The organism is Catenovulum agarivorans DS-2 (assembly GCF_000568405.1).
GTDB lineage: Bacteria > Pseudomonadota > Gammaproteobacteria > Enterobacterales > Alteromonadaceae > Catenovulum > Catenovulum agarivorans_A.
In genome coordinates this window covers 21,134-36,422 of sequence record NZ_ARZY01000046.1, presented here as the reverse complement: position 1 = coordinate 36,422, position 15,289 = coordinate 21,134, and the positions used below count along the sequence as shown (strand labels likewise).

General features: G+C 41.9%; 12 protein-coding genes. 10 read left to right on the top strand and 2 right to left on the bottom strand.

The genetic code is table 11. The features are described 5' to 3' along the window. Positions 1-145: 145 nt before the first annotated feature. From DS2_RS17420 to malQ, 8 genes are all read left to right on the top strand, one after another. A complete protein-coding gene (locus DS2_RS17420) occupies positions 146-1,744 on the top strand; it encodes a DUF4331 domain-containing protein (RefSeq protein ID WP_035016250.1) in 1,599 nt (532 codons plus the stop codon). Positions 1,745-1,765: 21 nt separating this feature from the next. Continuing rightward, positions 1,766-2,257 carry an Ig-like domain-containing protein gene (locus DS2_RS17415; protein WP_051479975.1) on the top strand — a complete coding sequence of 164 codons (492 nt, stop codon included), beginning with the start codon at positions 1,766-1,768 and terminating at the stop codon, positions 2,255-2,257. 66 nt (positions 2,258-2,323) lie between these two features. Then, on the top strand, positions 2,324-3,340 hold the full coding sequence (locus DS2_RS17410; protein WP_035016248.1) for a tetratricopeptide repeat protein: 1,017 nt from the start codon (positions 2,324-2,326) through the stop codon (positions 3,338-3,340). A gap of 163 nt (positions 3,341-3,503) precedes the next feature. Beyond that, positions 3,504-4,526, top strand: coding sequence for an aspartate carbamoyltransferase (locus tag DS2_RS17405; protein WP_035016246.1), 1,023 nt, complete (start codon positions 3,504-3,506; stop codon positions 4,524-4,526). Between the two features lie 2 nt (positions 4,527-4,528). Continuing rightward, entirely contained in the window at positions 4,529-5,815 is a 1,287-nt protein-coding gene (gene hemL / locus DS2_RS17400) for a glutamate-1-semialdehyde 2,1-aminomutase (protein WP_035016244.1), read from the top strand. An 11-nt stretch (positions 5,816-5,826) separates the two neighbouring features. After that, entirely contained in the window at positions 5,827-6,186 is a 360-nt protein-coding gene (locus tag DS2_RS17395; RefSeq protein WP_326979560.1) for a RidA family protein, read from the top strand. A 286-nt stretch (positions 6,187-6,472) separates the two neighbouring features. Beyond that, positions 6,473-8,662, top strand: a complete 2,190-nt coding sequence (gene glgB / locus DS2_RS17390) for a 1,4-alpha-glucan branching protein GlgB (RefSeq protein ID WP_035016240.1) — start codon at positions 6,473-6,475, stop codon at positions 8,660-8,662. Between the two features lie 36 nt (positions 8,663-8,698). Beyond that, complete coding sequence (gene malQ / locus DS2_RS17385; protein WP_035016238.1) at positions 8,699-10,873, top strand: 4-alpha-glucanotransferase; 2,175 nt, start codon at positions 8,699-8,701, stop codon at positions 10,871-10,873. 150 nt (positions 10,874-11,023) lie between these two features. Here malQ and DS2_RS17380 read toward each other — a convergent pair whose 3' ends face one another. Continuing rightward, positions 11,024-11,398, bottom strand: coding sequence for a transmembrane 220 family protein (locus tag DS2_RS17380; RefSeq protein WP_035016236.1), 375 nt, complete (start codon positions 11,396-11,398; stop codon positions 11,024-11,026). Positions 11,399-11,568: 170 nt separating this feature from the next. Between DS2_RS17380 and DS2_RS17375 the strand changes: the two genes are divergently transcribed. Both DS2_RS17375 and DS2_RS17370 read left to right on the top strand, forming a co-directional pair. Continuing rightward, positions 11,569-12,435 carry a hypothetical protein gene (locus DS2_RS17375; RefSeq protein WP_051479974.1) on the top strand — a complete coding sequence of 289 codons (867 nt, stop codon included), beginning with the start codon at positions 11,569-11,571 and terminating at the stop codon, positions 12,433-12,435. 99 nt (positions 12,436-12,534) lie between these two features. Then, entirely contained in the window at positions 12,535-12,801 is a 267-nt protein-coding gene (locus DS2_RS17370) for a hypothetical protein (RefSeq protein ID WP_035016235.1), read from the top strand. Between the two features lie 6 nt (positions 12,802-12,807). On the opposite strand, the gene DS2_RS17365 is transcribed toward DS2_RS17370, so the two are convergent. Continuing rightward, positions 12,808-15,276, bottom strand: a complete 2,469-nt coding sequence (locus DS2_RS17365) for a tetratricopeptide repeat protein (RefSeq protein ID WP_035016233.1) — start codon at positions 15,274-15,276, stop codon at positions 12,808-12,810. Positions 15,277-15,289: the final 13 nt, after the last annotated feature.

Here is a 15,289-nt window from a genome sequence, read left to right as displayed (position 1 = left end):
AAACAAACTGCTGCAAAATTGTACTCGAAAGATCAACAGGCCCTAGGGATCCCTGATAAATTTTTTTTCAATTTTTTTAATTATTTTGCATCCGATTTTTCTTTTGGCGCGTTACGACTATGAACTCAGCAAAAAGGAGAATCCAATGCGAGCTTTTAAAACACCTTTTATACTATCTGTTGTCACTGCCGCTTTAGGCGTCGCAAGTATTGTATCTGTACATGCGTCAAGTCACCGTGAGGCGCCAAATGTCGCACGTATGCCGACTATAGACTCAACCGATTTCTATGCTTTTAATAGCTACGAAGCTCAAAGAGGCGGATATGTCACTATCATAGCAAACTATATTCCACTACAAGACCCTTATGGCGGGCCGAATTACTTTGCTATGCACCCTGATGCAAAATACGCAATCCATATTGATAACGATGGGGATGCGATAGAAGACTTAACTTACCTATTCGATTTTAGTTCGGTACTAGCAGGCGGTGATGGGATTGCTTTAGATGTAGGGCCTGCTGGCAACACTAAATCTATTGCAGTTCCACTGAAAAATGTCGGAGCAATTAGCGCAAGTGATCAAAGTGCAGCTAATTTTACCGAACACTACACCTTAAGTGTTGTTACTGGCGCAATGGGTAATAGCTCGGCATCTAAAGTGCTTAATCCTAAAACAAATATGGAACACTTCACCAAACCGTTAGATTATATTGGTAACAAGACCTTTAGTAGCTCACAAGCTTATCAAGAGTATAGTGACCAATTTGTCTATGAGGTTTCGTTACCCAATTGTAGCGCCCCTGCTATGGTTTTTGTGGGTCAACGTAAAGACCCATTTGTGGTGAATTTAGGTAAAACGTTTGATTTGGTAAATTACGTACCAGTTGAAGGAGACAGCGCTCCGGGGGCAAACGATAGTGGCGGCTTCCCAGGGGGAATTACTCAAGATCCAGCTAATGACGATTTAGCCAACAAAAATGTCACGGCAATAGCCTTAGAGCTACCAAAAGACTGTATAGTCGGCAGTGGTAACGGCACTATAGGTACTTGGACAACAGCTTGGATGCCTCAAGCTAGAATATTAAATCCTAGAGCAAACTTTAAAAAACCAGCCGTAAATGGTGGTGCACTGGTACAGGTATCACGCTTAGGTAACCCTCTAGTTAATGAGCTAGTGATCGGACTAAAAGACAAAGATAGCTTTTCAAGTGCCCACCCAAAAGATGATGGCCAGTTTGCAGACTATGTAACACACCCAAGTTTACCAGAGCTACTCAATATTTTATTCAAAGACGCTGTAAACCAAACACTTGGTACTAATATTGAAACTCTTGCCCCAACTAACTTTCCTCGCAATGACTTAGTCACAGCATTTCTAACCGGCTTTGCTGGTGTCAACCAACTAGCAACTGTGACACCGTCTGAGATGCTTCGTCTCAATACTGCAATTCCGGCGACTGCACAAGACCAGCAATCTACTTTTGGTGTCGCTGGTGATGATTTAGCTGGATTTCCAAACGGCCGACGCCCGGGAGACGATGTGGTTGATATTGCACTACGTGTCGTTATGGGTCGCTTGTGTTATCCCATTCCTGTAGCTGGAACCGACACCGATTTAGGTTTATGTAGCCCTGAAGATGCTAGTGTCGGTAATGTACCTTTTACCGATGGAGCCCCAATAAGCGCAAAAGATAGCATGGCGCGATTCCCCTATTTGGCAACGCCTTTGCCAGGTTCTGAGTAGCAATAATTGGAGGTCTTTAAAATGCGTTTAATTCAATTTATAACTTGTTGCCTAGCAGTCGCCATTTTGAGTGGCTGCAATAATGACAAGGCCAAAGTTAACAAAGCACCAAATGTTGACAATTCGTCGTATACCACACAAGCGGACACTGAACTTAATGGTCAGTTGAGTGCATCCGATCCCGAAGGTGACACACTCACCTTCATGCTAGACGACGAACCTGCAAACGGCACATTAGTGCTCTACGAGACAGGCAGCTTTAGCTACCTTCCAAAGCTTGAATTCACTGGGGATGATAGCTTTACATTTACTGTTTATGACAGCAATAACATGCCTGTTAGCGCGTCTGTAAACATCAATATAGAAGCTTTACCCGTGAGTTTTTCTGACTATAGCCGTGAAGTATTTAATGCTGACAGCAATGCCGAACCGGCAAGTGTAAATGGACGGGTCTTTGCCAACGACGTAGACACAACAGAATTTTATCAAGATTTAGTTGATGTAAACGATTAGGCGATAACAAATCTGCCCACAAAAGCAAACAAGGCCGAGGACGGCCTTGATTTATAAGGATGAATCATGAAATTTACAATCTTACTACTGCTTAATACAGTATTCTTTAGTTGCTCTTCATTGGCACACATTAATACACATGATACACATAAACATGATAAACCAGAGCGAAGTTTAAGCACCCTCAGTTTTACTGAGCTTGAACATCATATTAAAAACAACAAGTTCATTGTTGCCCAACAATATAGCCATAACAAACTGCTAAACGAGCTTAAAAAAAGAGCTAACGCTAGCCCCGCAAAAAACTATTTCTGGCAAGCGAGTCTATTGCAACGCGCGCACAAATTTCAATCTTCGCTAGCAGTACTAGAACAATATTTACACCATCACCCAGCAGACATTGATGCACTGCTGCTTAGGGCAAATATTGAAACTGTAATAGGCAAATATGATAAGGCGCTGGCAACTTGTTTATCTCTTGCCGGATTACACAGCGTCGAGTTGTCTATGGTGTGTACACTCGATGTAAAAATGCAAACCCAGCCACTAGAACCTATCATCAAACAACTCAGTACATCACCTGTACGTCAAGGCAGTTCAGAACTTGCGCTATTTACTCAAGAGCTATACGCCACAGCTCTTTTTCTAGATGGTCAATACCAGTTGGCTTTAGCAGAACTTGAGCCCATTATGCATAATCAACTGGCCTCAAGCACTTGGATTTTGTACGCGGATATCCAGATGCAACTAAAACAACCACACAAAATTGTAGAAAGCTTTGGACAGCTAGAGTTAAATAACCAAGATATTCCAGACGCACTACTTGTACGCCTAGCGCATGCAGCCCCACATAAATGGTCAACAACAGCGAAACAACGTATAGAGGAAAGACTCAAGCAAGATGCCGAAAACTATAGCGATTCACTCGCTTACTATTTTTATTTCGTCGCGAAAGAACCAGTTCGTGCACTCTATTGGGCAAAATTACAAAGCCAACTAAGCTCACTAAAAATGGACAACTGGCTTTATCAAAAAATACATCGAGAGTTAAGAGTGCAACTGCAAGCAAGCACTGATAAATAATTGAAACTGGGCAGGCTTAAATGCAATACACTTAGCAATCGGGTTAGCAGGTTCACCTGCTAACTCACTATTATCTTGTTCTAGCACTAGCTTGTATATTAATGTTTAAACCCCTTGTGCTATCATAACGCCAATTTGTATCTAAGTTTGAGTTAGGTGGCTGATGTTTAAGTTTGAAGGCGCAAATATCCTGTCGGTTAATCAATTTGACCGCGAAAGTATCGAATACCTTTTCCGTATTGCTGATGTAATGCAACCCTACGCACATAGGCAAAAACAAACCAGAGTTTTAGATGGTGCTATTTTAGGTAACTTATTTTTTGAGCCCAGCACCCGTACCCGTGTCAGTTTTGGTACTGCATTCAATTTATTAGGTGGCCATGTACGTGAAACAACAGGTTTAAGCTCTTCTGCTTTAGCTAAAGGTGAATCTTTATACGATACAGCGCGTGTATTAAGTAGCTACAGTGATGTAATAGCCATGCGCCATCCCGATTCAGGTTCTGTTGCAGAATTCGCCGAGGGCAGCCGCGTGCCAGTTATTAATGGCGGTGATGGTGCCAATGAACACCCAACCCAAGCATTACTCGATTTATACACAATTCAAAAAGAACAGCACGCTCACCAAGCTGGTATCGACGGAATGCATATCGCTATGATTGGCGATTTAAAACATGGTCGTACTGTGCATTCATTGTGTAAGTTATTATGTTTATATCAAAACATTAAACTGACACTGATTTCTCCTAAAGAATTGGCCATGCCTGATTATATTATTGACGCGGTTAATAACGCTGGCCATGAATGTGTTGTAACTGAACAGCTTGAAGGGCACCTAGACGCAGATATTGTTTATCAAACGCGTATTCAGCAAGAACGTTTTGCAACCGAAGCTGAAGCCAATTTATATCGAGGTAAATTCCGCTTAAATCAAGCGATTTACACCCAGCACTGTAAATCAAATACAGTCATTATGCACCCGTTGCCACGTGATTCTCGCGCTGACGCGAATGAATTAGACAACGACTTAAACTTAAATCCAAATCTAGCCATATTCCGCCAAGCGGATAACGGAGTACTCGTACGTATGGCACTGTTTGCCACCACTTTGGGTGTGCAAGATATAGTACAAAAATACGAAGCGCCTGTGCGCTGGTTTAGCAACAAAACGGATACAGTGAACTAATTATGACTCGTTCTGAACAATTATTTGAAAAAGCCCAACAACACATCCCAGGTGGCGTTAACTCACCCGTTCGTGCATTTAAAGGTGTTGGTGGTACGCCAGTATTTATTGCCAAAGCAGACGGTGCGTACATGTATGATGCCGACGGCAAACAATATATCGATTATGTTGGCTCTTGGGGCCCAATGATTTTAGGCCACAATCACCCAAATATTCGCGAAGCTGTGCACAAAGCAGTTGATAACGGCTTAAGCTATGGTGCCCCAACCGAAAGCGAAATTACCATGGCTGAGTTGGTGAAACAAATTGTGCCGAGCATGGAAAAAGTGCGCATGGTTAACTCGGGTACAGAAGCGACCATGACAGCCATTCGTTTAGCCCGTGGTTACACAGGCCGCAATAAATTAGTTAAGTTTGAAGGTTGTTACCATGGCCATGCCGACAGTTTATTGGTAAAAGCTGGCTCTGGCGCGCTAACTTTAGGTGTACCTAACTCGCCAGGTGTACCAGCTGATTTTGCTAAACACACACTGACAGTTGAATTTAATAACCTTGAATCGGTTAAACAAATTTTTGCTGATTGTGGTGACGATATCGCCTGTATTATCGTTGAGCCTGTAGCTGGCAACATGAACTGTATTCCGCCAACAGAAGGCTTTTTACAAGGATTGCGCGAAATATGTGACCAATACGGCGCAGTGCTAATTTTTGATGAAGTTATGACAGGTTTTCGTGTGTCAGCATCAGGTGCACAAGGCTATTATGGTATCACACCTGATTTAACCACCTTAGGCAAGGTTATCGGTGGTGGTATGCCTGTTGGTGCATTTGGTGGTAAAGCTGAAATTATGAACCACATAGCCCCTGACGGCCCTGTTTACCAAGCAGGTACATTATCGGGTAACCCAATTGCGATGGCTGCCGGTATTGCCGCATTAACCTTGATAAAAGAACAAGCTGATAGTATTTACCCAACCATCACTCATCTTGCAGAAAAATTGTGTATTGGCTTTAAACAAGCGGCAGAGAAAGCCGGTGTTGCGTTAACCACTAATCAAGTAGGCGGCATGTTTGGTTTCTTCTTTACTGATAAAGAAAGCGTTACGAGTTACCAACAAGCCACTGAGTGTGACCAAGCTAAATTCCGCAAGTTTTACCAGTTAATGTTAGAACAAGGCGTGTACTTAGCCCCTTCAGCTTTTGAAGCTGGTTTTACTTCAACCGCACACACTGAAGAAGATATTGCAAAAACTATAGCTGCAGCTGAAGTTGCATTTACCAAACTTTAAAGGTAGTCAGAATTTTGATTGAACGTATTGAAACTGGCCAACGTATGAGCCGCATTGTTAAACACAATGGCACCATTTATTTATGTGGTCAGGTTTGTAAAGACGCCACCCAGGGCATTAAAGAACAAACCGCGAGCATGCTAGAAAAAGTAGATGATTTATTGCGACAAGCCGGTAGTGATCGCAAACATATCTTGTCTGCAACTATCTACATTAAAGATATGCAGTACTTTAAAGAAATGAATGAAGTATGGGACAACTGGGTACCTGAAGGTTTTGCACCGGCTCGCGCTTGTGTAGAAGCCAAAATGGCACGCGATGTGTTATTAGTGGAAATTTCAGTAGTTGCAGTAGAAATTCAGTCTGCCTAACTGCATTAGAAACACTCACGCCTCTGGCTTTAATACTGAGTCGAACAACCAGTATTAAAGTCAGAAACCTCTTTCAAACATGAACACGCCTAACCACTTTACAATTTATCAACATAATTAAAGTTTAATTTATTAAACCTTTGCATACGTATTCATTTTCCTGAAAGCGCTTTTCCACCTAAATTTACTAAACATACGTATGCAGAATATTGCTGAATTAAAACCTAACGGCATACTTAGCTATTAGTATGTATTAACAATCTATTTACCGAGGTCGTATACTTAGATGGACAAATTGTCTCTGTTTCAACAAGCTCAACTGATAGCGAATGCACAGCATCCAGACCCATATGCTTTTTTAGGTGCACATAAAACCGATAGTAGTACTATTCGCGTATGTGCTTTTTGCCCGGGTGCAAAATCTGTTGCTATCATTGATGCGGCAACTGGTAAACAAATACGTCGCCTAGCTGCGGTTAAAAAAACTGGCGTCTATTCAGCTGAGTTATCCAAAACAGAGATACCAAACTATAAAGTAAAAGCCGTTTACCCAGACGCAGAGCATGTATTCTGCGACCCATATGCGTTTCCCCCCATTTTAGGTGACACTGACTGTCATTTAATTGCCGAAGGCAATCATCAAAAGTTATACAACAAACTTGGCGCCCATTTAATTGAACACCAAGGTGTGAATGGTGTTAGTTTTGCTGTGTGGGCGCCTGCAGCCACTGCGGTTTCTGTAGTTGGTGATTTTAACCATTGGGATGGCCGTAAACACTTAATGCGCAAACGCCATGAATGTGGCGTATGGGAAATTTTTGTTCCTGAACTGCAAGCGGGCGAACACTACAAATACGAAATAAAGGATCAGCACGGAAACTTATTACCACTAAAAGCGGATCCGTTTGGCTTTTCAGCACAATTTAGACCAGACACAGCCTCGATTGTCAGCCAGCTTGAAGGCTTTGATTGGCAAGATCATCACTGGCTTGAAAAACGTGCAAACAAAAATGCTAAAGATGCACCTATGAGTATTTATGAAGTGCATTTAGGTTCGTGGAAACGCACCGAACAAAATCATTATTTAAATTATCGCCAACTTGCCGACGAGTTAATTCCTTATGTCAAAGATTTAGGTTTCACTCACATTCAATTAATGCCAATTAATGAATATCCATTTGATGGCTCCTGGGGTTATCAACCTGTAGGCTTATTCGCACCAACTAGCCGCTTTGGCAGCGTGCGCGACTTTCAATATTTTGTCGACCAATGCCACCAACAAGATATCGGTTTATTAATTGATTGGGTGCCCGGTCATTTCCCGACGGATGCACATGGGTTAGGCCAATTTGATGGTACGGCTTTATATGAGCACCAAGATCCACGCCAAGGATATCATCCAGACTGGAACACATTAATTTATAACTATGGTCGCACCGAAGTCAGCAATTTTTTGCGCAATAACGCTGCATTTTGGTTAGAGCATTATCATATTGATGGTCTACGAGTCGATGCTGTTGCCTCCATGCTCTATTTAGATTACAGCCGTGAAGAAGGCGAATGGGTTGCAAATCAATACGGTGGTCGCGAAAATTTAGAGGCGATCGAGTTTTTAAAACGCACCAATTACGAAATTGGCATTAACTATGCTGGCACTATCACAATAGCAGAAGAGTCAACTGCATTTCCAAAAGTATCTCACCCAGTTGAACAAGACGGTTTAGGTTTTAATTACAAATGGAATATGGGGTGGATGCACGACACTTTGCAATATATGAGTCGCGATCCAATTTACCGCCAATACCACAGCAGTGAAATGAGTTTTGGTTTGGTATATGCCTTTAACGAAAACTTTGTATTGCCGCTAAGTCACGACGAAGTTGTCCATGGCAAAGGCTCTATTTTAGCTCGCATGCCAGGCGACACATGGCAGCAGTTTGCTAATTTACGTGCTTACTACGCGTTTATGTGGGCACATCCAGGGAAAAAATTGTTGTTTATGGGAGGAGAGTTCGCACAAGGAAGAGAATGGAATTATGAAACAGGCTTAGATTGGCATTTGCTCGATATTCATTGGCACAAAGGTGTGCAACAGCTAATCAAAGACTTAAATACTAACTACCAACAAACACCTGCCCTATACCAAAAAGACTGTGATAGCAGCGGCTTTTGTTGGTTAGAACATGAAAACGCCGACGCCATATTTTCATTTATTCGTTTTGGCCACCCAGACACACCACCTGTTGTTGTGGTGTGTAATTTTACCGCTAAGCTACAGCAAAATTATCGTATTGGTTTGCCCAAGCCCGGATTTTATGCAGAGAAAATCAACACAGATGGACAAATCTACGGTGGCAGCAACCAAGGTAACGGTGGTGGCATACAAGCGGTATCAACACCGTGGCAACAGCAAGACTATTCTGCAGAAATCACGGTTCCACCAATGGCGACAGTTATTTTTGAATTTAAAGGTTAATCGCGAATCAGCTAAAAGCTGACTGAGGGTAAGTTAATGAGTGCAATTTTACAGCTAGCAGAGTTTTTAGGCATCCAGTCTAGCTATCATGATATTTGGGGCAAAGAAGTATTTGCCACCGACCAAACACGTTCTGCATTGTTAAATGCTATGGGCTTTGATATAAAATCAGACAAAGATGCTTCAGATGCCCTGATACAACTGCAACTACAACAATGGCAGCAAGCGTTAGAACCAGTTTATATTATTGCTGCGGAAGCGCAATCTGGCCAAATCGAGTTTAGCGTACCAAGCGATTTTACCGATCAAAAGATTCATTGGTTGTTATCTGAAGAAACAGGTAACTTACACCAAAAACAACTAACTTTTACTCAGTTGAACGAAACGGCAAGTGAAAATATCGCCGGGCAAAATTTCAAAAAGTATCTCCTAGACATCCCCAATAATCTAACTTTGGGTTACCACATGTTAGATTTGCGTATTGGCGAGCAAAGATATACCAGTACACTGATTGTTGCTCCGCGTACCTGTTACGGTCCAGAGCAAAGCAGTCACAACAAAATGTGGGGTGTAGCTGCGCAGCTATACAGTTTAAAATCTGAGCGAAACTTTGGTATGGGTGACTTTTCAGATCTTGCCAAACTAACTCAACTGGCCAGTGAGCAAGGTGCTTCAAGCATTGGGTTGAATCCACTGCATCCATTGTTTCCGGCAAACCCAGCACATATTAGCCCCTATTCACCAACTAGTCGGTCATTTTTAAATACACTGTACATAGACGTAACTGCTGTTGCAGAGATCAACGACAATGCAGAAATACGCGCGCAAATTGAATCAGCCGACTTCAAACAAAAAGTGGCTGAGTTACAGCAAAAAGAATTGATTGACTATGTTGGCGTCGCAAATTTAAAACGCCCTATTCTAGAGAAATTGTATCAAACCTTTGTTGAACAACATTTATCGCAAGCAAGTGCCAGAGCTAGATTGTTCAATGATTTTTGTGAAGAAATGGCGGAGGCTCTGCATAATTTATGCATTTATGATGCTTTGTACGAACATTTCCACACTCTCGACAATACAGTCTACGGCTGGAAGCAGTGGCCCAGTGCTTACCAAAATCCAAATAGCGCTGAGGTACATGCATTTGCCGAAAACCATAAAGAAAGAGTTACCTTCTTTAAATATTGTCAATGGCTGGCTGACCAGCAACTAGGCGGGGTTGCTAAATTGGCAAAGCAAAAAGGCATGCCGTTAGGTCTATACTTAGATCTAGCCGTTGGTTGTGACGGCAGTGGCGCTGAGGTTTGGGCTGAGCAAGATATTTTTGTATCTGGCGCAGGTGTTGGGTGCCCACCAGATTTACTCAATCAATTAGGTCAAGACTGGGGTTTGACCCCAATCAACCCATTTGCCCTGCGTCAAAAAGCTTTTAAACCATTTGTTGAAGCACTGCGCAATAATATGCGCCATGCTGGCGCACTGCGTATCGACCATGTCTTCGGCTTAATGCGCCAATATTGGATAGCACCAGGCCAAGATGCTCGTTCAGGTGCGTATGTGAAGTTTCCACTAGATGATTTGCTACGTATTATAGCGCTAGAATCACGCCGCAGTAACTGCGTAGTTATTGGTGAAGACTTAGGCACTACGCCAGCAGGTTTTGGTGATATCGCCAGCCAAGCAAAAATGCTCTCGTACAAAGTTTTATATTTTGAAAATCATGCTGATGCAAGCTATATCAAAGCGGCTGACTACCCAGAGCATTGTATGGTGACCGTCTCAACGCATGACTTGCCAACAATAAAAGGTTGGTGGCAAGGCAACGACTTAAAGTGGCGCACAGAATTAGATTTGTATCCCAGCGAAGAAATGCGCATTAAAGAGAAAGACGGTCGAGTAATTGAGCGTCGCGAGTTGTTAAAAAGACTTGAGGCTGAAGGCCTGTATTGTGCTAAAGATGTTGACGTTACAGACTCACCAATCATGACAGATGAACTGGCCATCGCAATCCAAAGCTTTTTAGCCAGCACACCAGGCGCTTTGTTTATGATCCCACTCGAAGACTTGTTGGGTTTAACAGAGCAAGTGAATATTCCAGGTACTACGTGGCAGCATCCAAACTGGCTGAGAAAATTACCGATCGAACTTGACGCTTTGTTCAACCAAGGCTATTCAGAAAAATTAGTTGCCGCTGTCAAACATTACAGGTAAACGCACACCACTATATTGGCAAGCGCAATTTGCTACAAATTGCGTTTGCTGTATTTTTTACGTTTAGCCCAATTCTTAAAAATGATAATGCGCTATCACAGCTCAATGTCTAGCAGTGTCACTCAATTAGCTTAAGCTTATGAATATTGACTATTTACGAGCCACAAAGACCAATATAATCGCCCAAACCAATAATATAACTAAGCCACCCGATTCATTCGAGTTCTGGATCATTGTTTGGCCACTGGCATCCCAATAATTTGCAGGATGTAATCGACTTAGATGTAAGGTGCCTTGGTCATCTTGTAAGCGAAATAATAACGCGCCAGCACAAAAACCTGCCCAAGTCGTAATAAGTGATTGAGGCAATTTTTTAAACGCACTAACACAGCTTAGTGCTGCTGCGCTTAAATACATTGACGTCCAAATCCACGCATCATGATTGCCGTATTGTGTTAAATCATTCAGTTGCAAATATGCAAAAACAACAAACACTAACCCAACTATTAATTTAAACCACTTCATTTATTTTTCTGCTATCCGTTTATTTAGACGCCACATAGTACCGATTTTTTCTGCAGAACCAAGCCACTTTTTCTGCAAATTGATCTAAAAGGTATACACTTAGATAAAGCGAATAAATTCGATTGAACCTTGTGAAAGTACTTAAAGCTTGTTTCCAGTTAATCTGTAGTATGCTGCTATTGTTAAGCAACTACTGCGCAGCAGATAGCAAAGCGCAGATAACTCAAGTTCGCTACAATCATTATTTTTCGTTTGAACCGACAGATAAACTTCCTTATTACCCTGCATTATTAAACATGGCGCTACAACTCACTCAAGCCGAGTACGGCCCGTACGAACTCATCCCAATAAAATTAGATACAACACAAGGACGTAGTTTAAAACTGCTTGAACAAAATAAATATATTGATGTGCACTGGAGTGTCAGTAACTTACAGCGAGAACGCACATTAACCGCGATTTATGTGCCGATTCAAAAAGGCTTAATGGGCTATCGAATTAGTTTAATTCGCAAAGGAGAACAAGCGCGTTTTAGTCACATAACCAGTATTGATGACTTGAAAGGCTTTCGACTAGGTCAGGGTTTTAGTTGGCCCGATAGTGCCATCTTAAAAGCCAATCAGTTGATGGTTGTACATGCAAATGCTGAAAATTTACATTCAATGTTACAAAAGCAACGGATTGATTTATTTCCACGCTCTTTTACCCAAGCTTGGCGCGAAGTTAACTCGTTTGAAAATTTAGCAGTTGAGTCTTCCTTCGTCATAAGCTATTTATCTCCAATGTATTTTTTTGTCAATAAACAACAGCAAGTGCTTGCAAGACGTCTAGAAGAAGGGTTAATTGAAGGATTAAAAAATGGCCAGTTTGATCAACTATTTTATACACATCGGGCCCCTGCTCAAACTTTTATCGATAGGCAGCTTAGTTCGCGCACACATATAAAACTGGTTAATCCACAGCTGTCTGCCAGAAGTTTAGCGTTGAGAAACAACCCATTGTTTTGGGCTGTTCAGCCAACCCAACAACACAAATGATAATCATTATCATTTACAAATAGATAAAATTGTTATATTATCTTAAAACAAACCTGAGCTCTGCTGAATCTAGCGGCATTATTAGGAGGTAATATAGATATGCTAAAACTGACTGTTTTCCCACAAACACTAAATCCAGATAAAACCATATGTTTAACCGTACCTGTTTATTTTAGCTGGCAACTTAAGGCGGGTGATTTTGTTAGCGTAGATTGTATTATGGGCAAAACATGCCAAGGTATGGTGAGTAAAATTTGCCAAGATCAAAATAAATTAACTTTTGTGCAGGTACAGTGCCGAGAAACTCAGCACTGTATCGGTTGGTTTTTATTGAAAAAGGTTCGTAAACAATATTGGCTGTTCTAGTTTTGGTTAGCTTTTCTGGGCTAACCAATCCTGTAAGCTAGCAACCTTTAAGTTGACCTGTTGCTGGTCGACTGATTTAGCTAACGTTGTAAATTCAGCCAATTCAGACAAAGATAGTTCATAACCATTGTTTTTAGCAATTGTCATCCATGCGAGCGCATCAACTGCTGACGGCCTAACCACTATGCCTCGTGCGTACCACAGCGCCAATTCGAATTGAGCATCAGCTTCTTGCGCCTTCACCGCGGCAAACAAATAGTCTAACGCTTTTTTGTTGTCAATTTTAACCCCTAAGCCACGTCGATAGACATGCGCCAAACTAATATTGCCATATACACCACCGGCTTGAACCGAAGCCTCATACAAATCAATCGCTCTTTGGTAATTTTGCTCGACGCCTTGGCCATTTTCATAAAGGTCGCCTAAGTTATTTAATGCTATTGGTACACCTTGGACAGCAGCTTGTCCATACCAATAAGCGGCTTCTTGATAATCGGTTTGCTCGCTTATAAAGTGATAATATATACCTAAAAAGCTTTGAGCTAGCGCATGGCGTTTATGCGCTGCAGCAAAAATGTGTTTAATCCCTTCAACCTCGTCTTTGGCTGTACCCTCACCATAAAACAGCCCCATGCCATAATAATAATGTGCTGCGCTATGACCTTGTTCTGCCGCTTGGCTAAACCAATGGACAGATGAAGGTAAGTCTTGCGCCAAATATTCGCCATAGTAGTAGAGTTTACCCAATGTATACATGGCTGGCGCATAGCCCAATTCTGCCGCTTTGGTAATTAGGTTGACTCTTTGCTGCTGATAGTTCGCGCTGTTTTCATCTAGCACACGCTCTGCCATTAAATACATAGCCCGCGGATGTTCAGGTGCTTTGTTTAACCATGTTTTAGCTTGAGTTAAATCTGCCTCGACACCCATTCCTTGTAAATATATATCCGCTAATAATACGTATGCCTCTTCAACATCTTGCGCGGCCGCTTTACGCGCGAAATCTAACGCTAGTGCTTCGTTACGCTCAAAAACATCCGCTTTTAAATACGCTTTGGCGACATCAAGCTGAGCTTGCTTGTTGCCCGAGTTAGCTTGCTCAAGCTTGCTTTGCCATGTTAGCTGCAACTCTTTGAGTTGTGGATGTTCAGCTAATGCTTTAGCCCACAAAAAGGATGTTTGTCGATAGGCCTTGGAAGCAAGTGCTTGGCGCAAATACTTTAGCCCTTTGCTGTAATCTTGTTGGATAACTGCATTAAGCGCCACTAAATAGTTTAAATCACTTTGAGAGCAGCTGTCTGTTACTTCGTTTAACATTCGATGCTCTCTTAAATCAGTGGTGTAGTCTAGGTATGCCAATATGCGCTTTTTATCTGGATAAGCGGCTTTAGTGTGGTCAAAATCTTCAGTGGTTGCCAAAATGTAGTCGACCATAAGCGTGGTAAAAACATCCTGTGCTTTTGGCTCGACAATAACAGAAAGTTCTTCGGCAAGACGCTTCATTTCAGCGCCGTTGTTGGCCATAACAGCACCGATAAACTGCATTTTTAACCCCAATATATTGGAATACTCCAACTGCATCGTTTCACCAAATGCTAATGTTTGCTGGGCTTGTCCTGTCAAAATGCTGTTTTCAGCTAATAACAAAGTACTCCAGTAGCTCGGTGCAACTTGCTGCACTTGGTTAGCCAAATGCGCTGACAAAGGTAATAAACCTAACCTTTGATACTGTACTGCTGTGTACTGCTTATACCCCGGATTTTCGGGTTCCAACGCACTGGCTTTAGCCAAATGACCCGCTGATTTTTCGATATAATCTGCGTAGTCGTATACACAACCTAACGATTCTGCTTTTTGATTGTAGGCTTCAGCTAATTGATAGGAGAATTCAGCAAGATTTGGTTCCATATGTTGTGCCATTGCGGCGGCTGCTATCGCTAAGTCATAATCACCTTGTTTAACTTTAGTTTCCGACAGTGCTTTCCAGTTCATTGCTGAATATGGGTTTTGTTGCATAGCAACATATAAAAAGTCTTCTAACTTCTGCAGAAATTCAGGCTGACTGGTCTGCGATTTAGGTTGAACTTCCTGAGCGATTAAAAACTGTAGGTATGCTGGTGCAATTAATTCGTGATACAAAGAGCTGTCTATTTGTTCGAACAGCTGCTCAACCTCAGATAAATTTTTCGACTTTTCCACCAAAGCTAAACTAATCATCACTCGGTAATAATAAAATTGCGCCCGTACATTATTGGGTTCAATTTCATACAAAGTCGCAAGCTTTCCCCTAGCCTGCTTAAGACTGTCGATATCCTGCTGATCTTGCAGCCAAGTTTGATACAAGCTATAACCTTGTGAAAATAGCTCTGCACCTGACAAATTGCTGGGGCTTGCTGTTGAACGAGTTGTTTTGTCTGTAGTCGCACAACTGGCCAACACCAATAACAACAAGCTAAGGTTAATCAATCTTAACATTGGGTTAGTTCCT